Below are 26,345 nucleotides of genomic sequence, written 5' to 3'. Positions count from 1 at the left end.
ACTCGGGGCTCCCGCACGGCTCCCCCTGAGTCAGACGATCACGGCACCACCATCGACGACGAGCGTCTCGCCGGTAACGTAACCGCCCGCGGGGGAGGCCAGGAAGACCACGGCGGCGGCAAGTTCCTCGGGATCACCGATGCGTCCGGCCGGAAGCGCCGCCTGCATCTTCTCCAGGTACCCCGGCGGGTACTGGTCGGTCATCTCCGACTCGAAGAAACCGGGGCAGATCGCGTTGACGCGGATGCCCTTGCGCCCGGTCCACTGCTGCGCCAGGTCCCGCGTCAGGCCGAGCAGTCCCGCCTTGGACGCCGAGTACGCGGCCTGGGGAATACCGCCGGTCACGAGCCCGAGCACGCTGGAGATGTTGATGATCGAGCCGCCGGACTTCATGACCGACGCGGCGGCCTGGGCCATCCAGTAGGCGCCGTTGAGGTTCACGTCGATGACGCCGCGGAACTCCTCCGGCGTCTCGCGCGAAGCCGGCACGGCCGACGCGACACCGGCGTTGTTCACGAGCACCGCCACCGTGCCGAACTCCGCCGCCGCTCGTGCGACTTCACGGCAGTCCTCGGGCTTCGACACGTCGGCCTGCACGACCAGAGCGCGCCGACCGGTGGCCTCGACCAGTGCGGCCGTGTCCTTCAGCCTGTCCGCGCGACGAGCCGCGAGCACGACGTCCGCGCCCGCCTCCGCGAGTGCCTTGGCGAACGCGACGCCGAGCCCCGAGGACGCGCCGGTGACGATCGCGACCTTCCCGTCGAGGCGGAACTTGTCCAGAATTCCCACTACGAAAGCCTTTCCAGGATGATCGCCATGCCCTGACCGCCGCCGACGCACATCGTCTCCAGGCCGAACTGGGCGTCGCGGGCCTGCATGCCGTTGATCAGCGTCGTCATGATCCGCGCACCGGTCGAGCCGAACGGGTGGCCCAGCGCGATCGCGCCGCCGTGCACGTTCAGCTTGTCGATGTCGATGCCCAGCGCGCGCTGCGAACCGAGCACCTGGACGGCGAACGCCTCGTTGATCTCCACCAGGTCGATGTCCGAAATGGACAGACCGGCGTGGCCGAGCGCCTGCTTCGTGGCGTCGACGGGGCCGAGGCCCATGATCTCCGGCGACAGGCCCGAGACGCCCGTGGACACGATGCGCGCCAACGGGGTCAGGCCCAGCTCGCGGGCCCGCACATCGCTCATGATCACCACGGCGGCCGCGCCGTCGTTCAGGGGGCAGCAGTTGCCGGCCGTGATGGTGCCCTCGGGCCGGAACGACGGCTTCAGCTGGGAGACGGCCTCCAACGTCACCCCGGCGCGCGGGCCGTCGTCCGTCGAGACGACGGTGCCGTCGGGCAGGGTGACCGGCGTGATCTCGCGGGCGAAGAACCCGTCCGCGATCGACTTCTCCGCGAGGTTCTGCGACCGGACGCCGAACTCGTCCTGGTCGTGCCGCGAGATGCCCATCTGCGTGGCGACGTTCTCGGCCGTCTGGCCCATGGAGATGTAGTAGTCGGGCAGCTTGCCGTCGAGGCGCGGGTCGGTCCACGGAGCGTTGGACGCGGCCGTGTCCTGGGTCCGCTGCTGAGCTTCGTCGAACAGCGGGTTGAACGAGGGCACACCTGCGTGCAGGTACCGGGAGACACACTCGACGCCGGCCGAGATGAACCCGGTGCCCTCGCCCGCCCTGATGGCGTGGAAGGCCATCCGCGCGGTCTGCACGGACGACGCGCAGAACCGGTTGACCGTCGTGCCGGGAAGGTTGTCATGGCCCAGTTGCACCGCCACGCGGCGTGCGATGTTCTGGCCGTGCTCGTCCTGCGGCTCGGCACAACCGAGGTGCAGGTCGGTGATCTCGGACGCCGGGATGTCGCCCAGTGCCGCCGAGATCACCTGCGCGGCCAGGTCGTCCGGCCGCAGCGAGACGAGAGAACCCTTGCGGGCACGGCCGATCGGCGACCGGGCGGTGGAGACGATGACTGCCTCAGCCATGGAAAACCTCCTACAGGCCCAGGTCGCGGCCGATGAGTTCCTTCATGATCTCGTTGGATCCCGCCCAGATCTTCGTGACGCGGGCGTCCATCCACGCGCGGGCGACGCGGTACTCGGTCATGTAGCCGTAGCCGCCGTGCAGCTGCACGCAGGCGTCGATGACCTCGTTCTCGATGTCGGCGCTCCAGTACTTCGCCTGCGCCGCCTCGACCGAGCTCAGTTCGCCGCGAACGTGCTGCATGGTCAGGCTGTCGATGAACGCCTGCGAGACGTCCAGCTTGGTGCGCAGCTCGGCGAGCAGGAACTTGTTGTGCTGGAACTTGCCGATCGCCTGGCCGAAGGCCTTGCGCTCCTTGACGTACTCCAGCGTCTCGTCGAAGACGCCCTGCGCGTGCGCCAGGTTCGAGATGGCGCCGCCGATCCGCTCCTGTGGCAGGCGTTCCATCATGTAGATGAAGCCCTGGCCCTCCTCGCCGATGACGTGCTCCTGCGAGAGCCGCACGTCGGAGAAGAACAGCTCCGCGGTGTCGGAGGGGTGGTGGCCGACCTTCTCGAGCTTGCGGCCGCGCTCGAAGCCGGGCATGCCGGTCTCGACTGCGAACAGCGTGATGCCGCGCGCGCCCTTGGACGGGTCGGTGCGGGCCGCGACGACGATCATGTCGGCGGTGTAGCCGTTGGTGATGAACGTCTTGGAGCCGTTGAGGATCCAGTCGTCACCGTCGCGGACGGCGTTGGTCTTCAGCGCGGCGAGGTCGGATCCGCCGGACGGCTCGGTCATCGCGATGCCGGTCTTGATCTCGCCGGTACACATGCCGGGCAGCCAGCGCTGCTTCTGCTCCTCGGTGCACAGGTCGACGAGGTAGGGCGCGACGACGTCGCCGTGGATGCCCAGCGACGAGGCGACCGCGGCGTTGACCCGGCAGAGCTCCTCGGCGAACACCGTGTTGAAGCGGTAGTCGTTCGCGCCGCTGCCGCCGTACTCCTCGGGGATCTCGAGGCCCAGCAGGCCCTGCCGACCGGCCTCCAGCCACACGTCCCGGTCGATCACCCGCTGCTCGATGAACTTCTCGACGTTCGGCGTGATCGTGCGCTCGACGAACGCCTTCGCCGACTCCCGGAACGCGGCGTGATCCTCGTTGAACAGCGTCCGCTGCACGACTACCTCCATACTAAGCGGTTGCTTAGAGCTAAGCGCCCGCTTAGCGTGCAGTACGATCCATCACCTGTCAACACGCGAGGAGCGGCCCGATGAACACGACCGGACTGGACGGGTTCTCACTGCTCGACGAAACCTGGCGCGCCGTGACCCCGGACGCCGCCCGCCGGATGCTCATCGCCGCCGTCCAGGCGTTCGCAGACAAGGGATACCACGCCACGACGACGCGTGACATCGCTTCGCTGGCCGGAATGTCCCCCGCGGCCGTGTACATCCACTACCGGTCCAAAGAAGAGCTTCTCTTCAACATCTCGCTCGTCGGCCACGAGACGTCGCTGGCGCTGCTGTCGAGCATCCAGGGCGACGGCGCGGTGCAGCGGCTGAGGAACGCGGTGGCGACGTTCGCGGGCTGGCACGCGGAGTTCCACACGACGGCGCGGGTGGTGCAGTACGAGCTCGGCGCGCTCTCCCCGGAACACCACGCGGAGGTGGCGGAGCTGCGCCGGCAGATCGAGCAGCGGATGCGGTCCTACATCGCGGACGGCGTCGAGGAGGGCGTGTTCGACGTCCCCGACCTCAAGGGCGCGACCCTGGCCGTGCTGTCGCTGTGCATCGACGTCGCGCGCTGGTACCAGCCGAGCGGCAAGCGGACCCCGGACGAGATCGGCGCGATGTACGCCGACCTCGTCCTGAGGATGGTCCGCCCTACCTGACCGACTTCCTGCCGTACACGCCTGCCACGACCGAGACACCGATCGCCGCGACGACGATCTGGACGATCACCTCGATCCAGTCGATGCCCGGCGTGTCCTGCACGCCGAGCAACCGCGCGATCCACGTCCCGATGAACGCGGCCGCGATGCCGACCAGCAGCGTCAGCCAGATCGGAATGGCCTGCTTGCCCGGTGCGAACAGCTTCCCGAGCAAGCCCAGGATCAGGCCGATGATGAGCGCGCCGATGATGCTCTCGATGGTCACGGTCGCCTCCTCCCGCTACACCCCGATGCACTCGGGGATCTCGGAGAAAATCATCCCGTCACTCGGCAAGATCCGCAGCTCGAGAACTACCAGCGGCTGCCGGAGACCTGGCTCATCCACTGGTTGATCGTCGCGGTCCAGTCGGTGCCGACGGCCTGCTGGTGCGACATGGCGAACCGGCCGTACGCGTCGCCGCCCGCACGGAGCAGCCCGGCGCGCTTGTCGGCCTCCAGGACCACGTGCAGCTCGCCCGGCGTGGTGACGAACGTCAGTTCGACCTGCTTGACGCGGCCCGCGAACTGGGGCGGCGGGTAGAACTCGATCTCCTGGTAGAACGGCAGCTGCTGCGGCACGCCGTGGATGCGGCCGCGCTCGTTGTCCGCCTTGGTGAAGCGGAAGCCCATCTGCCCGAACGCCTGGAGCACGGCGTCCTGCGACGCCAGCGGGTGCACCCAGATCGGGTCGAGGTCACCGGGGTCGACGGCGCCGCGCACCTCGAGCTCGGTGCGCAGGCCCAGCTGCATGCCGTTGAGCTGCATGCCGCCCACGACGTTGAGCGGGCACTCGAACGGCACCGGCACCTGGAACGGCAGCGAGAGGTTCTGGTGCGGCTGGGCCATGATCCGCTGGCCCACGGAGAACTTGTGGAACTCCATGTTGGTGTTGTACTCGTTGTCGCCGCTCTCGACCTCGACGCGGGTGAGCAGCGCGAGCGTGACGTGGTCGATCTCGGCCGGGTGGTCGCCGCCTGCGATGCGCACCTCGCCGGACAGCACCTCGCCGGGCCTGACGTTGGGATTGGTCAGGACCGTGTCGACAGTCGGCCCGCCCACGCCGAACGCGCGCATCATCCTTTTGAACACCACTGCGGCCTCCTGAAGCCCTTGCTGTTTGCGGGGAGTCTGCCAACTGGATCGCCCGTTTGCGGCGAAGTGTTCCGTTGACGCCTCAACCCCCAGATCGGTTCCGTATGGACTTCTGTTGACTTCAGATGGCAGCATGCGACCGCCGTCACATACTAAGCGGTCGCTCAGGAGGTTGCCCGTGCTGCTCGTCGCCAACCGGGGTGAGGTGGCTGTCCGCGTTCTGCGCGCGGCCGCTGACCTGGGGATACGCACCGTGGCGGTGTATGCGGAGGACGACGCTTCCTCGCTCCACGTGACGCTCGCGGACCGTGCGGTGGCGCTGCGTGGGCCGTCGCCGTACCTCGACGTGGATCAGCTACTGGACGCGGCCGAGGGGTGTCAGGCCGTGCATCCGGGGTGGGGATTCCTGTCCGAGAACGCCGCGTTCGCTCGGGCGTGTTCGGAGCGCGGGCTGACGTTCGTCGGGCCGTCCGCTGACGTTCTGGAACTGCTCGGTGACAAGCGGCGAGCACGGGAACTGGCGGCGTCGCTGGGGATTCCGGTGCTGGAGGCTGCGCCCGGCGAGTTCCCGGTGATGGTGAAGGCGGTCGCCGGGGGTGGCGGCAAGGGCATGCGGGCGGTGCACAGCCCTTCGGAGCTCGACAGCGCCGTCGAGGCGTGCCGGGCGGAGGCGCTGGCGGCGTTCGGGGTGGGCGATGTCTACCTCGAACGGCTGATGCCCTCCGCCCGGCACATCGAGGTGCAGCTCGTCGGCACCTCGGTGATCGGCGACCGCGACTGCTCGCTGCAGCTGCGGCACCAGAAGGTCGTGGAGATCGCGCCCGCTCCCCTGCTGGACTCGTTGCTGCGCAAGGCTCTGCACTCATCGGCCATGGCAATCGCCTCGGCCGTGGACTACCAGGGCGTCGGCACCGTCGAGTTCCTGGTGTCCGGGGACTCGTTCGCGTTCCTGGAGGTCAACCCGCGGCTGCAGGTCGAGCACACGGTCACCGAGATGGTGTCCGGAGTGGACCTGGTGCGCACCCAGCTGCTGCTCGCCTGGGGCGGCGACGTGGACTTCACGCCCCACGACCGCGGCGCGGCCGTGCAGGTGCGCGTGAACCAGACCTCGGGCGGCGTGCTGTCGTCGTTCGGGCTGCCCGCCGGGCCGGGCGTCCGCGTCGACACGCACGGGTACGTCGGCTACCGGGTCGGCACGCGGTACGACGGGCTGCTCGCGAAGCTCGTGGTGCACGGCGAGGACCTGGACGTAGCCCTGAACCGGGCGCGGCGCGCGTTGCGCGAGTTCCGGGTCGAGGGCGTCGCGACGAACCTGGAGTTCCTTCATACCCTGCTGGACCAGGACATCGTCGGTGCGACCACGGACTTCGTGGTCGAGGAGCCGGTGCCGGGCATGCGGGCGCCGCTGGCCGGCACGGTGGTCGCCGTCGACCCCGGTGCCGTCGTGCTGGAAGCGATGAAGATGCAGCACGTCGTACGGGTGTCCGGCGACGTGCTGGTGTCGGTGGGCGACACCGTGACCGAGGGCCAGGTGCTGGCGACCGGTGCCGGCGAGTCCGATGAGGACGTTGCCGAGGTGGATCCGGAGCACGTCCGGCCGGATCTGGCGGAAGTGCTGGCGCGCCACGACTTCGACCGCCCCGGGGCCGTCGCTCGCCGGGGTGGGCGGACCGCCCGCGAGAACATCGCGGATCTCTGCACTTCCTTCGTCGAGTACGGCGGCCTCGCGATCGCCGCCCAACGCCGGCGCCGATCGCTTGAGGACCTGGTCGAACGCACGCCCGCCGACGGCATGGTGGCCGGCATCGGCATCGTGAACGGCCAACGGGTCGTGGCGATGTCCTACGACTACGCCGTGCTGGCCGGCACTCAGGGCCTGCGCAACCATCAGAAGAAGGACCGGCTGTTCGCCCTGGCACAGCAGGAGAACCTGCCGGTGGTGCTGTTCGCCGAGGGCGGCGGCGGACGGCCCGGCGACACCGACCACAGCATGGTCAGCGGCCTGGACTGCGGCTCGTTCCACGCGTTCGCGCGGCTGAGCGGGCAGGTGCCGTTGGTCGGCGTGGTGGCGGGGCGGTGCTTCGCGGGCAACGCGGTGCTGCTGGGCACGTGCGACGTGATCATCGCGGTCGAGGGCGCGAACATCGGCATGGGCGGCCCGGCGATGATCGAGGGCGGTGGGCTCGGTGCGTTCCGGCCCGAGGACATCGGTCCGTTGGACGTGCAGGTGCCCAACGGCGTGGTGGACATCGCGGTGGGGTCGGAGGAGGACGCGGTCGCTGTCGCGAAGCAGTACCTCTCGTACTTCCAGGCTCCCGCAGGCGTCCCCTCGCCGAATGCGCAGCCTTCGCCCGCGCCCTCGGGGGAACCCCTAAAAACAATTCTCCCAGACAGCACCGACAATTTCGGATCGTGGAACTGCGCGGACCAGCGCCTCCTCCGCCACGCCGTCCCCGAGAACCGCCTGCGCGCCTACAACATCCGCGCGCTCATCACCACCCTCGCCGACACCGGCAGCGTCCTCGAACTCCGCCAGGGCTTCGGCAAGGCGATCGTCACCGCACTGGTCCGGATCGAAGGCCGCCCCATTGCCCTGATCGCCAACGACCCGAACGTCCTCGGCGGGGCGATCGACGCCGACGCCGCCGACAAGTGCGCCCGCTTCCTGCAGCTGGCCGACGCGTTCGACATCCCGGTCGTCTCGCTGTGCGACACCCCGGGGTTCATGGTCGGCCCCGACGCCGAACGGACCGCCACCGTCCGCCACCTCACCCGCATGGTCGTGACGGGCGCCAACCTCACCGTCCCTTTCGGACTCGTGATCCTGCGCAAGGCGTACGGCCTCGGCGCGCAGGCCATGGCGGCGGGCAGCCTGAAGGTGCCGCAGTTCGCGATCTCGTGGCCCACCGGCGAGTTCGGCCCGATGGGCCTCGAAGGCGCCATCAAACTCGGCTTCCGCAAAGAGCTCGACGCGATCGCGGACCCGGACGAGCGCAGGCAGCGCTACGACCAGATGGTCGCGATGGCCTACGAGCACGGCAAAGCCCTCAACGTCGCCTCGGTCTTCGAGATCGACGACGTGATCGACCCGGCCGACACGCGCCGCTGGATCGCCACGGCGCTGGCCCCCGCAACTTCCCGCTCACAAGGGAAGAAACGCCCGTTCATCGACACGTGGTGAGGAGAATCCGTGGTCAGCGTCGCCCCTGCGGAACAGAAGACCTTACGTCGGCTCATGGCAGCCGGGCTCGTCGGTTCGAGTCTCGAGTGGTACGACTTCTTCATCTACGCGACCGCCGCGGCATTGGTGTTCCCGAAACTGTTCTTCCCCGAGGCGACGCCGATCGTGGCGTTGCTCCTGTCGTTCAGCACGTTCTGGGCGGGCTTCATCGCGCGCCCGATCGGCGGCCTGGTCTTCGGGCACTTCGGCGACAAGGTCGGCCGCAAGCCGGCACTGGTCGTCTGCCTCGGGCTGATGGCGGCGGCGACGTTCCTCATCGGCCTGCTGCCCACGACGGCGTCCATCGGCGTCGGCGCGCCGATCCTGCTGGTGCTGCTGCGCTTCCTGCAGGGCATCGCGGTCGGTGGGCAGTGGGGCGGTGTGGTCCTGCTGCTGACCGAGACTGCGGGGCCGAAGAAGCGCGGTTTCGCGGGCACGTTCGGGCAGGCCGGCGTTCCGATCGGCGTGCTGCTGGGCAACGTCGCCTTCATCAGCGCCACGACGTCTCTCTCGCCTGAGGCGTTCGCCTCGTGGGGCTGGCGCGTGCCGTTCCTCGCGAGCGCGCTCCTCTTCCCGGTGGTGCTGTTCATCCAGCTCAAGGTCGAGGACAGCCCGGTCTTCCGTGAGCTGCAGCAACGCCGTGCGTCGGGACCGGTCGTGGCGCAGGCACCGCTGAAGGAGGCTCTGCGGACCCACCGCAAGCCGATCCTGCTCGGCGCCGGCCTGATGTTCGCGTCCAACGCGATCTTCTACGTGTCGATCGCGGGCGTCCTGTCCTACGCGACCACCACGCTCGGCCTGGCCCGCGAGTCGGTGCTGGTCGTCAGCATGCTGTCGTCCCTCGTGAGCATCCCGGTCATCCTCTGGGCCGGACACGCGTCGGACCGCCTCGGGCGCCGTCCGCTGATCATCGCGGGCACGATCGGCATGATCGTGTGGGCGTTCCCGTACTTCCTGCTCGTGGACACGGCCTCGCTGCTGTTGCTGTTCGTCGCGAACACGGTCGGAGGCATCGCGTCCTCTCTCGTGTACGGGCCGATCGCCGCCTACCTGGGTGAACTGTTCGAGGCGCATGTCCGGTACTCGGGTGCTTCTCTCGCGTACCAACTGGCGTCGATCCTGGTCAGCGGCGGCACACCGTTCGTCATGACGGCGCTGCTGGGCGCGACCGGGACCTCGCTGTCCGTGTCGGCGTTCCTGCTGGTCATGGGCCTGTTCACGTTGGTGTCGGTGTTCAGGCTGCCGGAGACGCACCGGCCGGAACGGGCCTGATCAGAGGCTGTGAAGGCCTGATCTAACGGACAAATCGGGCCTTCACAGTCAAGACCTCTGCGGAACCTGGAGCCGATGCCGTACGTTGGCGCGTCGTGACCACTCTCATGGCGCGCTTCAAGCAGCGGATGCGCAGGTTCGCGCAGAAACCCGGCTCGATCGACCTCGCCCCGTTCCAGGCAATGCTCGCGGACGTGGAAAAACACGCGGACGCGTTCAAGGCGTTCAGCGACGAAGAGCTGACGGCCCACGCCAAGAAGCTGCGCGGGGAGAGCACGGACACCGAGCTCGTGGCCCTCACGCGGGAGGCCGCCGAGCGAGCCATCGGGCAGCGTCCGTTCGACGTGCAGGTGCTGGGTGCGCTCGGCATGCTCAGCGGGCTCGTCGTCGAGATGGCGACCGGTGAGGGCAAGACGCTCGCGGGCGCCATGGCCGCGGCCGGGTTCGCGATCAAGGGCAAGCGCGTCCACGTGGTCAGCGTCAACGACTACCTCGCCCAGCGCGACGCGGACTGGATGGGCCCGCTGTACCGCCTGCTGGGCGTCACCGTGGGCTGGATCAACGGCAGCTCGAAGGCCGAGGAGCGCCGCGAGGCCTACCAGTGCGAGGTCACGTACGCGCCGGTCAGCGAGATCGGGTTCGACATCCTGCGGGACCGGATCGTCACGAGCGCCGACGACGAGATCGTGCCGGAGCCGGAGGTCGCGCTCATCGACGAGGCCGACTCGGTGCTCGTCGACGAGGCCCGCGTACCGCTGGTGCTCGCCGGCTCGACCAGCTCGGAGGCGGCCGACCCGGTCATCGCGGACCTGGTGAAGCGGCTGCGGCAGAACCTGCACTACGAGATCGACGACGAGGAGCGCAACGTCTTCCTCACGGGTGCGGGTTCCGAGGCCGTCGAGCGGGCGCTCGGCGAGATCGACCTGTACTCGCAGGAGCACGTCACGTCCACGCTGTCGAAGGTGAACGTGGCGCTGCACGCGCAGGTGCTGCTGCACCGCGACGTCGACTACATCGTGCGTGACGGCAAGGTGCACCTGATCAACGACACGCGTGGCCGTGTCGCGAAGCTGCAGCGGTGGCCGGACGGCCTGCAGGCCGCGGTCGAGGCCAAGGAGAACGTCCAGACGACCGAGTCGGGCGAGATCCTCGACTCGATGACGGTGCAGGCGCTGCTGTCGCGCTACCCGACGCGCTGCGGCATGACCGGTACCGCCGTGGCCGTCGCCGAGACGCTGCGGGAGTTCTACGAGCTGGAAGTGCTCGTGATCCCGCCGAACAAGGAGAACATCCGCGAGGACGAGCACTTCCGCCTCTACGCGACGCTGGAGCAGAAGGAGGAGGCGATCGTCGAGGAGATCAAGACCGTGCACGAGACCGGTCGCCCGATCCTCGTCGGCACGCTCGACGTCGCCGAGTCGGAGCGGATCTCCTCCAAGCTGCGCGCCGCCGGCATCGAGTGCGTGGTGCTCAACGCGAAGAACGACGCCGAGGAGGCGTCGATCATCGCGGACGCCGGTTCCTACCAGCGCATCACGGTCTCGACCCAGATGGCCGGTCGCGGTACGGACATCCGGCTCGGTGGCCACGAGGGCGAGGACCACGACCGGATCGCCGAGCTCGGCGGCCTGTACGTGATCGGCTCCGGGCGCCACTCGTCGTCACGCCTGGACGACCAGCTGCGCGGCCGCGCGGGGCGTCAGGGCGACCCCGGCGGCTCGGTGTTCTTCTCGTCCATGCAGGACGAGCTGATCACCCAGTACGCGCCGGACGCCGAGGACCCGTCCGAAGTGGACAACGACGGGCGGGTGCACGACAAGGGTCTGCTGCACACCTTCGAGCACGCCCAGCGCGTGGCCGAGGGTGTGAACCTGGAGATCCACCGCAACACCTGGCGCTACAACAAGCTGATCGAGCACCAGCGCGACCTTCTGCTCAAGCACCGCGACGTCGTGCTGCGCACCGACGCGGCGTTCGAGAAGGTCGGCGAGAAGGAGGGCGTGTCCGGCGAGGTGGCCGCCGACGCCGCCCGCAAGATCACGCTGTTCTTCCTCGACGACCTGTGGACGCACCACCTGACGTTCCTGTCGGACCTGCGCGAGGGCATCCACCTGCGCGCGCTGGCCCGGCAGAACCCGCTGGACGAGTTCCACCGCGAGGCCATCCCGGCGTTCAACAAGATCGTGCCGGAGTCGTGGGAGCGCACCGCGGAGAAGTACGAGGCGGCCAAGATCACCGACGACGGCTACGACCTCGCCGACGCCGGGGTGAAGCGCCCGAGCTCGACGTGGACGTACCTGGTGCACGACAACCCGTTCGGCTCCGGACTGGAGGAGTCGATGAAGGGTCTCGTCAAGATGGTCCGCGGGCAGCGCCGCTGACGGTCACATCTTCCCGGGGACGACGAGGTCGTCCACGGGTCTGGCGGGCCGGGGCAACGTCTCGGCCCGTCTGGCTTTCGCAGGCGTCGTGGCGGCCGCGGTCATCTCGGCGGTCAGCTTCTTGATCTCCGCGAGGATGTCGAGGTGCTCCTGCGACGGCGGTGGTCCGACGAAGTTGGACCTGTCGTGTGCCGTCCGTTCCGCGCGCTCGGCCAGCAGCCGGATGCGGCGCAAGTGCTCGTGTTCCCCGTCCGGGAACAGGAAGTCGGTCTGCTCCATCACCAGTGCAAGCTTTCGCGTGCACGGGTGACGAGTCGATCCCCTAGTCGGCTGATTCGAGTTTCTGGACGAGCCAGCCGTGGAAACCGCCGATGTGGTGCTCCGGGAGCACCACCACTTCACCATGCGCGGGCCGATATCGCTCGCAGGTTTTGAAGTCCTGTTCGTTCACCCGGTGGAACAGCTCGACCGAGCGAGAGACGTCACGGCCGGTGCAGACGGGCAGGGTCGAACAGGGCGATCGGGTGCCGCGTGACCCCGTCGATCGCGAGGTCGGCAAGGATCTCGCCGACGACGGGCACGAACTTGAAGCCGTGCCCGGAGAAGCCGCACGCCACGGTCACGCCGTCGTGCCCTGGGTGGCGGGCGATGACGAAGTCCCGGTCGGCGGTGTTGGTGTACATGCAGGTCGCGGCTCGTTGCACCGTGCCGGCGAGGCCGGGCATCGGAGACCTCGTGGCGGTGACGATCGCCTCGACCTCGTGGGCGTGCACCGTGCGGTCGATGGTCTCGGGCGTGCAGATCTCGCCGCCGTGGTGGAACGCGACCTTCACCGCGCCGTCATGCTCGGGGAAGCCGTAGAAGCTCGTGCCGTCCGCGCGGTCCCAGATGTAGATCGGGTAGCCGGCGAACGGCTCGGCCGGGGTGAAGTAGAACTGGACCTGACGTTCGATCTCAAACGGGATTCGCAGGTCTCCCAACAACTCCGGCGCCCACGGGCCAGGGCACAGGACGACGTGCCCGGCCTCGTAGCTCCCGCGACTCGTGGTGACCCTGCCGGGCTCCCAGTGCGTCACCGGCTCTTCGAAACGCAGGTCGGCCCCCGCGCGCCGGGCGAGCGTCAGGTGGGCCGCTACGGACGTCTCCGGCACGACGAAGCCCGCGCCGGGTTCGTACAGCCCGATCTCGTCGTGCGCCGGCCGCAGGGCGGGGAAGCGCTCCCGGAGCTGGGACGCGTCGAGCAGTTCGTGTGCCAGACCGAACTGCTCGACGCTCGCCCGGCTACCCGTGATGGCGCCGCTGTCCGGATCGCCGACGATGATCCCGCCGACGCGGTGGAAGATCCGTTCACCGCTGTCCCGCTCGATCTGGTCCCACATCTCGTGTGCCCGCAGCAGCAACGGCACGTACGCGGGGTCCTCGAAGTAGGCCTGCCGCGTGATGCGGGACCCGCCGTGGCTCGACCCCAGCGCGTGCGCGGGCGTGAACTTCTCCAGTCCCAGCACCCGTTTCCCGCGCTGGGCGAGCCGGTACGCGGCGGCACTGCCCATGCCGCCGAGCCCGATGACGATGACGTCGTAGGTCATCCGCGGAGCCGCTTCATCCTGGGATCGAACAGCGGCTCCTGAGCAGGACGCGCCTTGACCTTCCGCCCGAAGTACTCGATCTCGACCTCGTCGTCGATCTCGCTGGGCAGCCAGGCGTAGGCGATGTTGAGGCCGGTCGTGTACCCGTAGGCGGCACTCGTGACATAGCCGACCGGTTCTCCTTGGTGGAACACGGGTTCGCTGCCGAGTACGACGCTGTGCGGGTCGTCGATCGTGAGGCAGGTGAGCTTCTTGGTCGAGGTGAGGTTGTGCAGCGACCCCTTGCCGAGGAACTCCTTGTCCTGGCGCACCGCGAACCCGAGCCCCGCCTCGAACGGGTCGTGCTCGGTCGTCACGTCCGTGCCCCACGACCGGTAGCCCTTCTCCAGGCGCAGGCTGTTGAACGCGCCGCGCCCGGCGGCGATGACCCCGTGCCGCTGTCCTGCCTCCCACAGCGTGTCCCACAGCTTCGGGCCGAGGTCCGCGGTGGTGTAGAGCTCCCAGCCCAGTTCGCCCACATAGGACAGTCGCAGTGCCGTCACCGGAACGTTCTTGATGAACGCCTTCTGCGCGGTGAAGTACCCCTTCCGCGTGTCCAGGGTGTGCGAGATGTCGTTGACGAGATCGCGCGCCAACGGGCCCCACAGGCCGATGCAGCACGTTCCGGCCGTGATGTCCTTGATGAAGACGTCGTCCGGCGCGTGCCGGGTGAGCCAGTCGAGGTCGAGGTTGCCGTTCGCGCCGACCTGGAACGTCGTCGCGCCGAGCCGGGCGATCGTCAGGTCGCTGCGCACGCCGCCCTGTTCGTCCAGCAGCAGCGTGTAGACGACGGCGCCGGGCCTGCGGTCGAGGTTGTTGGTTGTCATGCGCTGCAGGAACTCCAGCGCTCCCGGCCCGCCGACCTCCAGCCGCTTCAACGGTGTCATGTCGAACAGCGCGACCCGCTTGCGCGTCACCAGCGCCTCGGCCCCGCAGATCGGCGACCAGAACCGGCTCGCCCACTCGTTCCGCGCGGGCACCTCGGCGACCTCGGGCAGGCCCGCGTTGGCCTCGTACCAGTGCGGCCGCTCCCAGCCCGACGCCTCCAGGAAGAACGCGCCGAGCTCCTGCTGCCTGCCGTAGAACGGGCTCGTGCGGATCGGCCGCGGGCTTTCCATGGGCTGCAACGGGTGCAGCACGTCGTAGACCTCGACGAAGTTCTGGCAGGCGCGTTCCAGCACGTAGTCGGGCGCCAGCTGCACCTGCTCGAACCGGTTGAGGTCGCTGGAGTGCAGGTCCAGCTCCGGCTGCCCGTCCACGATCCACTCGGCCATCGACCGCGCCACACCCGCGGAGTGCGTGATCCACACCGCCTCCGCCACCCAGAAGCCGTGCAGCGCCGGGTGTTCGCCCAGCAACGGCATCCCGTCGCTGGTGAACGAGAACATCCCGTTGAACCCGCGGTCCACCCCGGCCCGCGCCAGCGCCGGGATCAGCTCCACGGCCGACGCCCAGGACTCCTCGAAGTCCTCCTCGGTGAACGGCAGCTCCGAGCCGGTGATGTCGCGCGCCGCGATCGGCATGGGCCGGTGCCCGTACGCGCCAATGCCCAGCGCCTTGCCGTGCGAGCGGAAGTACAGGTCGGCTTCCTGGTGCCGCAGGATCGGCTGACGTGCCAACGCCTCCGCGTCGGCGTCCAGGTCGCCGGTGAACGCGTACTGGTGGGCCATGGGCACGAGCGGAACAGTCAGCCCGACCATCTCGCCCAGCAGCGGCCCCCACATCCCGGCGCACGACACGACGATGTCGGCGGCGAACACGTCCGTCCCGGTCCGCACGCCGGTGACCCGGTCGCCCGCGGTCTCGACGGCGACGACCTCCTGCCCGAACTCGAACCGCGCCCCGCGCTCGATGGCCCGCCGCGCCTGGATCTCGGCGGCCTGGACGGGCTTCGCGAGGCCGTCACTCGGGATCAGAAACCCGCCGAGCACCCGGTCCCGGTCCAGCAACGGGTACAGCCGCGCGACCTCGTCCGCGTCGATCAGCCGGCTCCGCACGCCCCACGACGTGGCCCAGCCGTGCCTGCGCGCGAGGTCGGCGAGCCGTTCGGGGCCGGTGGCGATCTCCAGGCCGCCCACCTGGTCGAAGCAGCCGAGAGCCGTGTACTTCTCGACCGTGTAACGGGCGAAGCTCGTCATGCTGCGGCACGAGTTCGTCTGGAAGACCAGGCCGGGCGCGTGCCCGCTGGACCCGCCGACCGCGAGTCCCGCCGCCTGGTCGAGGACCGTGACGTCGGTGAAGCCCCGCTCGGTGAGCTCGTCGGCCAGCGCGCACCCGACGATCCCCGCCCCCACGAGCACCACGCGAGGCACTGCACCAGGCATCAGTACACCCCTTCGCCGCAGTTGCGAGTAACAGAACTCGTACCGCTATCTGCAACAACCTGCGGTCAGGGCGTCCGGCTGTCAAGACGGCCGTTCGGGCTCACCCGCGGCGAGGGGCGCACCCCTCGCTGCGGGCTGTCTAGCCTGCGAAGTAACCCAACTGTGCCGAGAGTTCGCCTGCCGCCGCCGTCATCTTCGGCACGATCTCCTCCACCCGCTGCCGCGACAACCGATATGACGGCCCGGACGCGCTCATCGCCGCGACGACCTCGCCACGATGCCCGCGCACCGGGACGGCCACCGCGTGCAGGCCCAGTTCGAGCTCCTCGAAGCACGCCGCGAATCCCTGCGACGCGACCGTCTCCAGCTCGGCCAGCAACTGGCCGCTGTCCACGACCGTGTTCTCGGTGTAGGAGTCGAGCGGCAACGACGCCAAGCGCTTGCGCTCGTCCGCCGGCAGGTAGGCCAGCAGGACCTTGCCGGACGACGTGGCGTGCAGGGGTGTGCGCTGGCCGATCCAGTTCACGGCGGAGACGGCCGCCGAGCCGCGGGCCTGGGTGATGTTGATGGCGACGCCGGCGTCGTGCACGGCGATGTTGACGGTCTCGCCGAACGAGTCGGCAAGGGTCTCGCACACGGGCTGGCCGAGCTTGGTCAGGTCCATCCGACCGGTGGCGGCGCCGGCCAGGCGCACCACCCCGAAACCGATGGCGTACTTGCCCCTTTCACCGAGCTGCTCCACCAGGCCACGCGCCTCCAGCACGGAGACGAGTCTGGACACCGTGGACTTGTGCACACCCAGCTCACCAGCGATTTCGGTGATACCGGCCTCGCCCTGCGCCAGTAGTTCGAGCACGCTGATGGCCCTGTCCACGGACTGCACCTGAGCTGCCGAGTCGGAGTTGCTCATCGCGCAACAGTAACCGGCAGGCAAAACAACCGCGTGGACTCTTGACTGCGGGTCTTCGGAGCCGCACATTGTGTTGCGTCATTCGGAACGTGTGCCGTGTCACGCAACGGAGGCCGACGATGATCCGCGCCTGCGCTCTCATGGACCTGCCCCCAGGGGAGGCGGTTCGCATCGTCGGTCCTCGCGCGCCGTCAGCGGCGAGCGCCTGTCCCGTCCACGTGAAAGATGGAGGGGTCTATCTCGATGCCCAAGTGAACAGGGACGTGGCGTGAAGACGATCGCGATCATCGGCGCCTCACTCGCCGGTCTGAGGTCGGCGCAGGCACTGCGCCAGCAGGGGTTCGAAGGACGGATCGTCGTCGTCGGTGACGAGGTCCATCTCCCCTATGACCGGCCTCCTCTCTCGAAGGACTTCCTCCTCGGCAAGGTCGAGGCGGTACCGCTCGCGGACCAGGAGGACCTCGACGCGCTGGACGCGGAGTGGCGCCTGGGCGTGCGGGCGACCGGGTTGCTCTCCAGCCGGGAGATCTCGCTCAGTGACGACACGACGGTCGAGGCCGACGGCATCGTCATCGCGACGGGCGGCCTGCCGCGCACGATTCCCGGCACGCACGTCCTGCGCACGCTGGACGACGCGATCAAGCTCCGCGAGGCGTTCGGCACCGCGCAGCACATCGGCATCATCGGCGCCGGCTTCATCGGGGCCGAGATCGCCTCCAGTGCGCGCGCTCTGGGCAAGGACGTCACCGTCGTCGAGGCACTTCCCACGCCTCTCACGCGCGTGCTGGGCGCCGAGATGGGCGCTGCATGTGGACACCTGCACGGCGACCATGGATCAACGTTGATCACGGGAATCAATGTTGACTCGGTCAACGTCGACGGCGGAATCAACCTCGCGGACGGCCGTGTCGTCGGCGCCGACGTCGTCGTCGCGGGCATCGGCACACGCCCGGCGACGGACTGGCTCACCGGCGGGCCGGTCAACGTCGGCAACGGCGTCCTGTGTGACGCGGGCGGCGTGACGAATCTGCGGAACATCGTCGCCGTCGGCGACGTCGCGAACTGCGCCGGGCACCGTGCCGAGCACTGGACGAGCGCGACCGAACAGGCACAGATCGCCACCCGGAACCTGCTCGCGGGCGAGACCGTCGCGACGCACACCAACGGCGGCTACGTCTGGTCCGACCAGTACGGCGTGCGGATCCAGTTCATCGGGCGAGCGACGGAGGACGTTCGCGTAGAAGATGGGGCCATCGAGGACAGGAAGTTCGTCGCGACCTATCGAGACGGTGACCACCCGGACGACATCGTTGGCATTGTGGCCATGAGCAACGCACGACTCTTCACCCGGCTTCGCCGGAATCTGAAGTAACGGTCGTCACGGTTTACCGCCACCGGCGACCGGATAAATACCCGAGTGTCCTTCATGGACACATAATTCAGGGAGGCAGTCCGTGTCGCCGGTGCGGCAGATCATCAACCCCTTCGACCAGAGCGTCATCACCGAGGTCGAGGAGCAGACCCGCGACCAGGCCGTGGCGGCGATCGCCAGGGCGAGAAACGCCTTCGACCACGGCGACTGGCAGCACTCCAGCCCCGAACACCGCGCCGCCGTGCTGAACCACGTCGCGGACCTCCTGGAACGCGACAAGGAGGACATCGCCCGCACCGAGACGCTCGACACCGGCAAGACGCTGGTCGAGAGCCGCATCGACGTGGACGACGTCGCCGCCGTGTTCCGCTACTACGGCAACCTCGCCGGACTGCTGCACCCGAAGATCGTCCAGGGTGTTCCGGCGGACGTCATCAGCCGCGTCGACTACGAACCCGTCGGCGTCTGCGGCCTGATCGCGCCCTGGAACTACCCGCTGTTGCAGATGTCCTGGAAGATCGCGCCCGCCCTGCTGGCGGGCAACACGATCGTGGCCAAGCCCAGCGAGATCACCCCGCTCACGACGATCAAGCTGTTCGACCTGCTGCGGGAGGCCGGACTGCCGGACGGGGTCGCGAACCTGGTCCTCGGCACCGGCCCGGAGGTCGGCGCGCCGCTGTCCGAGCACCCCGACGTCGACCTGGTCTCGTTCACCGGCAGCCTCGCGACCGGTCAGCGGATCATGGCATCGGCCGCGAGGACCGTGAAGAAGGTCGCGCTCGAACTCGGCGGCAAGAACCCGAACATCGTCTTCGTGGACGCCGACCTCGACGTCGCCGTCGACTACGCGCTCACCGCCGCGTTCTTCCACGCCGGCCAGGTCTGCTCGTCCGGTACCAGGCTCATCGTGCACTCCAGCGTCTACGACGACTTCGTGGACGAGGTCGCGCGCCGGGCCGATCTCATCAAGCTGGGCAACGGGTTCGACGAGGACACCGAGTCCGGTCCCCTCGTCAGCGCCGAGCACCGGGCCAAGGTCGAGAGCTACGTCGAGGTCGCCAGGCAGGAGGGCGCGACCCTCAAGGCGGGCGGCAGGCGTCCCGAGGAAACCGAGCTGCAGAACGGTTTCTTCTTCCGCCCCACGGTCTACGCGGACTGCACGAGGGACATGAAGCTCGTCCAGGACGAGACGTTCGGCCCGATCATCACCGCCGAGCGCTTCGAGACCGAGGACGAGGCGATCAGGCTCGGCAACGACACCGAGTACGGCCTCGCCGGCGGTGTCTGGAGCCAGGACCTGGACAAGGCGCAGCGCGTCGCGAAGAAACTGCGCCACGGCACGGTCTGGATCAACGAGTTCGGCCCGTACCTGCCGCAGGCGGAGTGGGGCGGCTTCAAGCGCTCCGGCGTCGGCCGCGAACTCGGCACCGCGGGCCTGCACGAGTACACCGAGCCCAAGCACGTGTACCAGAACCTCAAGCCTGAAGCCCAGAACTGGTTCGCGCGAAGGGACTCCAAGTGACCGCGTACGACTACGTGATCGTCGGCGGCGGAACGGCGGGCTGTGTGCTCGCGGCACGACTCACCGAGGACGAGAACGTCACGGTCGCGGTCATCGAGGGCGGCCCCTCCGACGTCGGCGACGAGAAGATCCTGAACCTGCGCAACTGGATCAACCTGCTGGAGACCGAGTACGACTACGACTACCCGACGGTCGAGCAGCCGCGCGGCAACTCGCACATCCGGCACAGTCGCGCGAAGGTGCTCGGCGGGTGTTCCAGCCACAACACGCTGATCTGCTTCCAGCCGCTGCCGCAGGACCTCGACGGCTGGGGCCACGGCTGGACGTGGGACGCGGTCGGCCCGTACTACGACAAGGTCCAGCTCAACATCATCCCCGTGGTGGAGAAGGACCGGAACCCGATCGCCAAGGACTTCGTCGCCGCCGCGCAGCAGGCCACCGGCGTCCCGGAGATCGAGAACTTCAACGCCAAGCCCTTCGAGGACGGCGTCGGCTTCTTCTCCATCGCCTACCACCCGGAGAAGAACAACCAGCGCTCCAGCGCCAGCACCGCCTACGTGCATCCGATCCTGGACCGCAGGAACCTGACGCTGCTGCTCGACACCTGGGCGGGCAGGATCGAGTTCGACGGCACCCGCGCGATCGGCGTGCACACCGACAAGGGCTACGTCGAGGCCAACAAAGAGGTTCTGCTCTGCGCGGGCGCGATCGACACGCCTCGGCTGATGATGCTCTCGGGCATCGGCGACGCCGAACACCTGAGCAGCATCGGCATCGAGCCGCGGCACGATCTGCCCGGCGTCGGCGAGAACCTGCTCGACCACCCGGAGTCGGTCATCGTCTGGGAGACCACGAAGCCGTTGCCGGAGAACTCGGTGATGGACTCCGACGCCGGTCTGTTCATCCGGCGCGACGAGTCCGACCCGCGGCCGGACCTGATGTTCCACTTCTACCAGATTCCGTTCACCACCAACACGGAACGCCTCGGCTACCCGGCGGTGGAGCATGGGGTGTGCATGACGCCGAACATCCCCAGGCCGCACAGCAAGGGCAGGCTGTGGCTCAAGTCCAGTGATCCCACCGAGAAGCCGGCGCTCGACTTCGGTTACTTCACCGACCCCGACGGCTACGACGAGCAGACCCTCGTCGACGGCTTCCGGATCGCGCGCGGGATCGCCGAGCAGGAGCCGCTGAAGTCGTGGCTCAAGCGGGAGATCGCGCCGGGACCGGACGTCACGAGCGACGAGGCCCTGTCCGAGTACGGCCGCAAGGCGGCCCACACCGTCTACCACCCGGCGGGCACCTGCGCCATCGGGTCCGTTGTGGACGGTGACCTGAAGGTCATCGGACTCGAAGGCCTCCGGGTCGTCGACGCGTCCGTGTTCCCGACCATGCCCACCGTGAACCCCATGGTCACGGTGCTCATGATTGGAGAACGCGCCGCGGACCTGATCAAGGAGGCGTGAGTGACCCGAACTGATTCGACACTGTCAGCGGAGGACAGGCTCCGGAATCTGGGTTACACCTCGGAGTTCAAGCGGGACATGAGTCCCTGGGCGAACTTCTCGCTGGGCTTCACCTACCTCTCCCCCGTGGTCAGCACGTACACGTTGTTCGGCGTCGCCCTGGCCCTGGGCGGCCCGCCGATGATCTGGAGCTTCGTCGTCGCGGGCGTCGGCCAGTTCCTGGTCGCGCTGATCTTCGGCGAGCTCGTGGCGCAGTACCCGGTCGCGGGCGGCGTGTACCCGTGGGCACGCCGCCTGTGGGGCAAGCGCTGGGCGTGGATGACCGGCTGGGTGTACATGATCGCCCTGCTGGTCACGATCGCGTCCGTCAGTTACGGCGCGGGCCCTTACCTGGCCACACTTCTCGGCTACACGGCCAACGTCGGCAACACGGTGCTGTGCGCGATCGCGATCATCGTGGTCTCGACGCTCATCAACTACGCCGGCACGAAAGTGTTGAGCTGGGCCGCGATCTTCGGGTTCGCCGCGGAGATCGTCGGTGCGCTGGCGGTCGGCGTCTGGCTGCTCGTCGACAACCGCGTCCACGGCCTGGGCGTGCTGTTCGACAGCTTCGGCGCGGAGGGTTCGGGCAGCTACCTGCCGGCGTTCTTCGCGGCGGGCATCATCGGCCTCTACCAGTACTACGGCTTCGAGGCGTGCGGTGACACCGCGGAAGAGGTCAAGGACCCCGGCCGCGTCATCCCGAAGGCCATGCGCCGAACCATCTACATCGGCGGCGCGGCGGCCACGTTCGCGTGCCTGTCGCTGCTGCTGGCGGTGCCGGACTTCGGCAGGGTCATCAGCGGCGAGGACGCCGACCCGGTCACGAACATCCTCACCAACGCGTTCGGCCCGGTCGGCTACAAGATCGTGATCGGCGTCGTGCTGATCTCGTTCCTGTCCTGCACGATGTCGTTGCAGGCAGCGGCGTCCCGGCTGACGTACTCGTACGCCCGCGACAAGATGATCTTCGGGCACAGGGCGCTCGCGAAGTTCAACAAGAAGCGCCACATCCCGCCGTACGCCCTCGCGCTCGCCGGTGTCATCCCGGCGATCATCATCTTCGCGTCGATGCTCTCCTCGGACGCGCTGGCCAAGATCGTGTCGTTCGCGACGCTCGGCATCTACCTGGGCTTCCAGATGGTCGTGTTCGCCGCGCTGCGGGCCAGGATCAAGGGCTGGGTGCCGTCCGGCGAGTTCACGCTGGGCCGCTGGGGCATGATCGTCAACGTCCTGGCGCTCGCGTACGGCGTGGCGGCGATGGTGAACATGGTGTGGCCGCGCACCCCGGACGCGCCCTGGTACGACAACTACATCGTCATCCTGAGCGGTGTCCTGGTGGTCGGCATCGGCCTGGTCTACATGCTGATCGCCAAGCCGTTCGGCAACTCCGACGCGGCCGCCGGGGACGCGGTGCCAGCGCCGTGACCGTCAGGCTCTGCCCCGTATTTCGACGTTCAGACGGGTGCATCGTGGTGCCGGCCCCGCGCCCTCATATCGGGCATATGGGGGCGCGGGGCCGGTGCCGCGAGGCGCCCTGCTGGGCGCCGGAAGACGCGGTGGAGGTTGGCGGTCACGGCGCTGCTCAGCCTTGCAGGCGAAGTAGGCGCAGGGCGAGCTGCACCTCCAGCACCCGCTCCGGCGACTGCCAGTCGCCGAGCAGCGACGAGACCCGGTCGAGCCGTTGCGTGACCGTGTTGACGTGGAGGTGCAGCTCCGCCTTGGCACGGCTGAGGTTCGCGCCGCAGCGGAAGTAGACCTCCAGCGTGTGCACCAGTTCCGTGCCGCGCTCGGCGTCGTAGTCGAGCACCGGGCCGAGCACCGACCGCACGTACCCGGACACGTCCGCCCGGTCGCCCAGCAGCACGCCGACGAACCCGAGGTCGTCCATCGTGGCGGCGTCCTTGTCCCGGCCCAGCTGCCGCAACGCCTTCAGGCACCGGCGCGCCTCCTCGTAGGCCGCCGCGATCGCCACCGGCCCCGCGACCGGACCGCACGCGCCCACCGTCGCGTCCAGCGCCTTCGCCACCTCGCGGGCCACGTGCGTGGACACCGACGGCAACGCCAGCACGACGTCCCGGCCGCGCGACCCGGCCAGTCCCCTGTGGACGGACGCGTAGTGCGTGGCCCCGGACAGGTTCCCGTCCGCCACCAGCACCACGTGCGGGTCGCTCAGCTCAACGCCGACCCGCCGTGCCCGCGCCAGCAGACCGGCGGCGTCGCGGCCGTCCAGGATGTCGGTGATCAGCTCGCCGCGGACCTTGTTCTCCGCCTCGGCCACGGTCCGGCGCAGCAGCAGCAACAGCGCCGTCACCGCCGCCGACCGTTCGAACACCCGCCGGTCCGCGTCGGGCAGGTCCGGGCGGCCCGAGAGAGCGATCCCACCCAGCAGCTCCGACCCGGCCAGCACCGCGCACACCCACACGCCGGACAGCAGCACGGCCCGCCCGTTCGCCCGCACGGCGGCGGGAGGCACGACGTCCAGCACCTCGACCGGTCCGCCGAGCAGCTCCCCCACCGCCGCCGCGACCTCGGCCGAGGAACCACCGCGCAGCACCAGGTCCGTGAGCCGGTCGTGCGCCTCCTCGGCGCGTTTCATGGCCTCGTTGTGGGACTGGATCGTCGCGAACAACGACGCCGTGTCGATCGCGATGGCCGCGTGGTCGGCCAGGGACTGCAGCAGCGCGACCTCCTCGGCGGGGAACTCGCGTGAGGTCCGGTCGGCCGCGTACAGCACGCCGATGACCTTCGAGCCGAGCTTCAGCGGCACGCCCAGGATCGCGGTCAGGCCCTCGTCGTGCACCGCCGAGTCGATCGGGTTCGTGTGGTTGAACCGGGCGTCGGCGAAGTAGTCGGACGTCGCGTACGGCCGGGCGGTCTGCGCGACGAGCCCGCCCAGGCCCTCGCCGAGTCCCAGCCTGACCTTCTGGAACAACGGCGAGAACGACCCGTCCGTCACCCTCATGTAGGTGCCGGCCGGGTCGTTCATCGACAGGTAGGAGACGTCCGTGCCGAGCAGGGTTCTGGCCCTGCGCACGATCGAGCGGAGAACCGCGTCCGGGTCGCGCATGCCCGCGAGCTCGGACGCGGTCTCGAACAACGCCGCCAGTTCGGCCTCACGCCGTCGTGTCACACCCCAACCCTGTCATGTTCCTCCAGGTCCGCACCACGGGTCTCCTTGGCGAACGCGATCGCGACCACGGTGATCACGCAGGTGATCAACACGTAGACGGCGATGGGGAACGACGACTTGTACGCCTGCAACAGCGCCGTCGCGATCAGCGGCGCCAGCGCACCCGCCACGATGGACGCCAGCTGGTAACCGACCGACGCGCCCGAGTACCGCACCCGCGTCCCGAAGAGCTCCGAGAAGAACGCCGCCTGCGGCCCGTACATCGCGCCGTGCAGCACCAGGCCGACGGTCGTCGCCAGCGTGATCAGCACCGGGTCCCTGGTGTCGAGCAGCGGGAAGAACGCGAAGATCCACGCGGCCATGCCGACCGCGCCGACGAGGTAGATCGACCGCCGCCCGAACCGGTCGGACAGATGGCCCCACACCGGGATCGTCACCAGGTGCACCGCCGAGGCGATCAGCACCGCGTTGAGCCCCACGGACTTCGACAGCCCGAGACCCGTGACCACGTAGACCAGGATGAACGCCGTGATCACGTAGTACGACACGTTCTCGGCGAACCGCGCGCCCATCGCGATCAGCACCTCGCGCCAGTTGTGCTTGAGCAGCAGCAACGCCGGTGCCTTCTCCTGCACGGGCTCCTTCGCGCGCTTCTCCTGTGCCGCCAGGAAGATCGGCGACTCGGACACCGACAGCCGGATCCACAGCCCGATCACCACGAGCACGCCGGAGAGCAGGAACGGGATGCGCCAGCCCCACGCGAGGAAGTCCTCGTCCGACTGCACGGCCGCCAGCACCGCCAGCACACCGGTCGCGAGCAGGTTTCCGCACGGCACACCGGCCTGCGGCCACGACGCCCAGAACCCGCGCCGCTTCGGATCACCGTGCTCCGACACGATCAGCACGGCCCCGCCCCACTCGCCGCCGAGCGCGAAACCCTGCACGAGCCGCAGCAACGTCAGCAGCACCGGCGCCAGGACGCCCACCGACGCGTACGTCGGCAGCACGCCCATCAGCATCGTCGCGCCACCCATCAGCAGCAACGACAACACCAGCAGCTTCTTGCGCCCCAGGCGATCCCCGAAGTGGCCGAAGACAAGACCACCCAGCGGCCGGGCCAGGAAGCCGATCGCGTACGTGGTGAACGCGAGCAGCGTGCCCGTCAACGGGTCCGCGGTCGGGAAGAACAGCTTGTTGAACACCAGGGCGGCTGCCGAGCCGTAGAGGAAGAAGTCGTACCACTCGACAGTTGTCCCGATGAGCGAGGCGCCTACCACTTTTTTGATCATCGACAACTCCTCATTGAGCTGACCAGCCGCCATCGACGGCCAACGACGTACCGGTGACAAAACTGTTGCCGCACAACCACAGCACGGCGTCGGCGACCTCGGAGGGTTCGATCAGCCGTTTCACCGCGCTGCGCTGCAGGAAGATCTGCGACGAGACGTCCGCCTCGGAGATGCCGTGCACCCTGGCCTGGTCCGCGATCTGCTTCTCCACCAACGGGGTCCGCACGTAGCCGGGCGCCACGCAGTTCGACGTCACGCCGTGCGGGGCGCCTTCCAGCGCGGCGACCTTGGAAAAACCTTCCAGGCCGTGCTTGGCGGCGACATAAGCGGACTTGAACGCGGACGCGCGCATGCCGTGCACGCTGGAGATGTGGACGAGCCGGCCCCAGCCACGCGAGTACATGTGCGGCAACACGTGCCGGGTGAGGCGGAACGCGGCCCCCAGCATGAGCTCGACCATCGCCGAGAAGCGTTCGGCGGGGAACTCGTGGATGGGCGCGACGTGCTGCACGCCGGCGTTGTTGACCAGGATGTCGATCTCGCCGGGCAACGCGGCAACGGAACCGGTGAGGTCCAGCACGTGCCCGACCCCGCCGAGTTCCTCGGCCAGCGCCAGCACCCGGGGATCGCGGTCGGCCAGATGGACCTTGGCACCCGCGGTGGCCAGTGCGCGGGCGCAGGCCAGGCCGATGCCGCTCGCGGCTCCGGTGACCAGCGCGCTGTGACCCGTGACACTCGACATGAACGGAAACGGTAGGCGTCACACGGCGTGCTCAACATGTGGCGCACCCACATAACGCCTGGTTA

General features: G+C 68.7%; 20 protein-coding genes and 1 pseudogene. 8 read left to right on the top strand and 13 right to left on the bottom strand.

What is annotated here, in order from left to right; all coding sequences use genetic code 11:
* Positions 1 to 30: 30 nt before the first annotated feature.
* Genes BLR21_RS35925 through BLR21_RS35915 form a run of 3 tightly spaced genes read right to left on the bottom strand, consistent with a single transcriptional unit; the run spans position 31 to position 3,141 of the window.
* The gene (locus BLR21_RS35925) at positions 31 to 789 is read right to left on the bottom strand and encodes an SDR family NAD(P)-dependent oxidoreductase (RefSeq protein ID WP_090013575.1); all 759 of its coding nucleotides are present in this window, start codon (positions 787 to 789) and stop codon (positions 31 to 33) included.
* Positions 789 to 1,985, bottom strand: a complete 1,197-nt coding sequence (locus tag BLR21_RS35920) for an acetyl-CoA C-acetyltransferase (protein WP_090013571.1) — start codon at positions 1,983 to 1,985, stop codon at positions 789 to 791. Before BLR21_RS35920 ends, BLR21_RS35925 begins: the two co-directional genes overlap by 1 nt.
* A gap of 10 nt (positions 1,986 to 1,995) precedes the next feature.
* A complete protein-coding gene (locus BLR21_RS35915; RefSeq protein WP_090013569.1) occupies positions 1,996 to 3,141 on the bottom strand; it encodes an acyl-CoA dehydrogenase family protein in 1,146 nt (381 codons plus the stop codon).
* Between the two features lie 92 nt (positions 3,142 to 3,233).
* Here BLR21_RS35915 and BLR21_RS35910 point away from each other — a divergent pair, with 92 nt between their 5' ends.
* On the top strand, positions 3,234 to 3,854 hold the full coding sequence (locus tag BLR21_RS35910) for a TetR/AcrR family transcriptional regulator (protein ID WP_090013566.1): 621 nt from the start codon (positions 3,234 to 3,236) through the stop codon (positions 3,852 to 3,854).
* Here the strand turns inward: BLR21_RS35910 and BLR21_RS35905 are convergent.
* Both BLR21_RS35905 and BLR21_RS35900 read right to left on the bottom strand, forming a co-directional pair.
* A complete protein-coding gene (locus BLR21_RS35905; protein ID WP_090013563.1) occupies positions 3,847 to 4,119 on the bottom strand; it encodes a GlsB/YeaQ/YmgE family stress response membrane protein in 273 nt (90 codons plus the stop codon). The genes BLR21_RS35910 and BLR21_RS35905 overlap by 8 nt on opposite strands.
* 86 nt (positions 4,120 to 4,205) lie before the next feature.
* Positions 4,206 to 4,985 (bottom strand): sporulation protein, encoded by a 780-nt coding sequence (locus BLR21_RS35900; RefSeq protein WP_051770923.1) that lies wholly within the window; start codon positions 4,983 to 4,985, stop codon positions 4,206 to 4,208.
* A 178-nt stretch (positions 4,986 to 5,163) separates the two neighbouring features.
* Between BLR21_RS35900 and BLR21_RS35895 the strand changes: the two genes are divergently transcribed.
* From BLR21_RS35895 to secA2, 3 genes are all read left to right on the top strand, one after another.
* A complete protein-coding gene (locus tag BLR21_RS35895; RefSeq protein WP_338061085.1) occupies positions 5,164 to 8,166 on the top strand; it encodes an acetyl-CoA carboxylase family protein in 3,003 nt (1,000 codons plus the stop codon).
* Positions 8,167 to 8,220: 54 nt separating this feature from the next.
* Positions 8,221 to 9,477, top strand: coding sequence for an MFS transporter (locus tag BLR21_RS35890; protein WP_090013556.1), 1,257 nt, complete (start codon positions 8,221 to 8,223; stop codon positions 9,475 to 9,477).
* Between the two features lie 95 nt (positions 9,478 to 9,572).
* On the top strand, positions 9,573 to 11,858 hold the full coding sequence (gene secA2, locus BLR21_RS35885) for an accessory Sec system translocase SecA2 (protein WP_090013554.1): 2,286 nt from the start codon (positions 9,573 to 9,575) through the stop codon (positions 11,856 to 11,858).
* A gap of 3 nt (positions 11,859 to 11,861) precedes the next feature.
* On the opposite strand, the gene BLR21_RS35880 is transcribed toward secA2, so the two are convergent.
* The 5 genes and pseudogenes from BLR21_RS35880 to BLR21_RS35860 form a co-directional block, all read right to left on the bottom strand.
* Positions 11,862 to 12,137, bottom strand: a complete 276-nt coding sequence (locus BLR21_RS35880) for a hypothetical protein (protein WP_256335157.1) — start codon at positions 12,135 to 12,137, stop codon at positions 11,862 to 11,864.
* 43 nt (positions 12,138 to 12,180) lie between these two features.
* Positions 12,181 to 12,351, bottom strand: a pseudogene (locus tag BLR21_RS44200) (aromatic ring-hydroxylating dioxygenase subunit alpha); the annotation flags it as partial.
* Entirely contained in the window at positions 12,341 to 13,444 is a 1,104-nt protein-coding gene (gene solA, locus BLR21_RS35870; RefSeq protein WP_090013545.1) for an N-methyl-L-tryptophan oxidase, read from the bottom strand. The pseudogene BLR21_RS44200 and the gene solA, both read right to left, overlap by 11 nt.
* Complete coding sequence (locus tag BLR21_RS35865) at positions 13,441 to 15,807, bottom strand: GcvT family protein (protein WP_090013543.1); 2,367 nt, start codon at positions 15,805 to 15,807, stop codon at positions 13,441 to 13,443. Before BLR21_RS35865 ends, solA begins: the two co-directional genes overlap by 4 nt.
* Positions 15,808 to 15,946: 139 nt before the next feature.
* A complete protein-coding gene (locus BLR21_RS35860; protein WP_176929940.1) occupies positions 15,947 to 16,717 on the bottom strand; it encodes an IclR family transcriptional regulator in 771 nt (256 codons plus the stop codon).
* A gap of 268 nt (positions 16,718 to 16,985) precedes the next feature.
* Between BLR21_RS35860 and BLR21_RS35855 the strand changes: the two genes are divergently transcribed.
* The 4 genes from BLR21_RS35855 (at position 16,986) to BLR21_RS35840 (ending at position 22,544) form a co-directional block, all read left to right on the top strand.
* Positions 16,986 to 18,089 (top strand): NAD(P)/FAD-dependent oxidoreductase, encoded by a 1,104-nt coding sequence (locus BLR21_RS35855; protein WP_090013540.1) that lies wholly within the window; start codon positions 16,986 to 16,988, stop codon positions 18,087 to 18,089.
* A gap of 82 nt (positions 18,090 to 18,171) precedes the next feature.
* Positions 18,172 to 19,611: an aldehyde dehydrogenase family protein gene (locus BLR21_RS35850; RefSeq protein WP_256335151.1), complete on the top strand. Its 1,440-nt coding sequence runs from the start codon at positions 18,172 to 18,174 to the stop codon at positions 19,609 to 19,611.
* A complete protein-coding gene (locus BLR21_RS35845; RefSeq protein WP_256335150.1) occupies positions 19,608 to 21,077 on the top strand; it encodes a GMC family oxidoreductase in 1,470 nt (489 codons plus the stop codon). Before BLR21_RS35850 ends, BLR21_RS35845 begins: the two co-directional genes overlap by 4 nt.
* Positions 21,078 to 22,544 (top strand): APC family permease, encoded by a 1,467-nt coding sequence (locus BLR21_RS35840; protein ID WP_218131066.1) that lies wholly within the window; start codon positions 21,078 to 21,080, stop codon positions 22,542 to 22,544. It begins immediately after the preceding gene.
* A gap of 157 nt (positions 22,545 to 22,701) precedes the next feature.
* Here BLR21_RS35840 and BLR21_RS35835 read toward each other — a convergent pair whose 3' ends face one another.
* From BLR21_RS35835 to BLR21_RS35825, 3 genes are read right to left on the bottom strand one after another with little or no spacing between them, the layout of a single operon-like run.
* Complete coding sequence (locus BLR21_RS35835) at positions 22,702 to 24,249, bottom strand: helix-turn-helix domain-containing protein (RefSeq protein WP_256335149.1); 1,548 nt, start codon at positions 24,247 to 24,249, stop codon at positions 22,702 to 22,704.
* Positions 24,246 to 25,538, bottom strand: coding sequence for an MFS transporter (locus tag BLR21_RS35830; RefSeq protein ID WP_256335148.1), 1,293 nt, complete (start codon positions 25,536 to 25,538; stop codon positions 24,246 to 24,248). The genes BLR21_RS35835 and BLR21_RS35830 overlap by 4 nt, the downstream gene beginning before the upstream one ends.
* 10 nt (positions 25,539 to 25,548) lie before the next feature.
* Entirely contained in the window at positions 25,549 to 26,280 is a 732-nt protein-coding gene (locus BLR21_RS35825) for a 3-hydroxybutyrate dehydrogenase (protein WP_090013532.1), read from the bottom strand.
* Between the last annotated feature and the right edge of the window lie 65 nt (positions 26,281 to 26,345).

Source organism: Lentzea albidocapillata subsp. violacea, from assembly GCF_900100275.1.
In the GTDB taxonomy this organism is placed as follows: domain Bacteria; phylum Actinomycetota; class Actinomycetes; order Mycobacteriales; family Pseudonocardiaceae; genus Lentzea; species Lentzea violacea.
This window is presented reverse-complemented; position numbering and strand designations above follow the sequence as displayed.

Coding starts and splice junctions, on each gene's coding strand:
- BLR21_RS35920 (WP_090013571.1), bottom strand. CDS start 1,985: ATGGCTGAGGCAGTCATCGTCTCCACCGCCCGGTCGCCGATCGGCCGT.
- BLR21_RS35910 (WP_090013566.1), top strand. CDS start 3,234: ATGAACACGACCGGACTGGACGGGTTCTCACTGCTCGACGAAACCTGG.
- BLR21_RS35890 (WP_090013556.1), top strand. CDS start 8,221: ATGGCAGCCGGGCTCGTCGGTTCGAGTCTCGAGTGGTACGACTTCTTC.
- BLR21_RS35880 (WP_256335157.1), bottom strand. CDS start 12,137: ATGGAGCAGACCGACTTCCTGTTCCCGGACGGGGAACACGAGCACTTG.
- solA (WP_090013545.1), bottom strand. CDS start 13,444: ATGACCTACGACGTCATCGTCATCGGGCTCGGCGGCATGGGCAGTGCC.
- BLR21_RS35865 (WP_090013543.1), bottom strand. CDS start 15,807: ATGCCTGGTGCAGTGCCTCGCGTGGTGCTCGTGGGGGCGGGGATCGTC.
- BLR21_RS35860 (WP_176929940.1), bottom strand. CDS start 16,717: ATGAGCAACTCCGACTCGGCAGCTCAGGTGCAGTCCGTGGACAGGGCC.
- BLR21_RS35830 (WP_256335148.1), bottom strand. CDS start 25,538: ATGATCAAAAAAGTGGTAGGCGCCTCGCTCATCGGGACAACTGTCGAG.
- BLR21_RS35825 (WP_090013532.1), bottom strand. CDS start 26,280: ATGTCGAGTGTCACGGGTCACAGCGCGCTGGTCACCGGAGCCGCGAGC.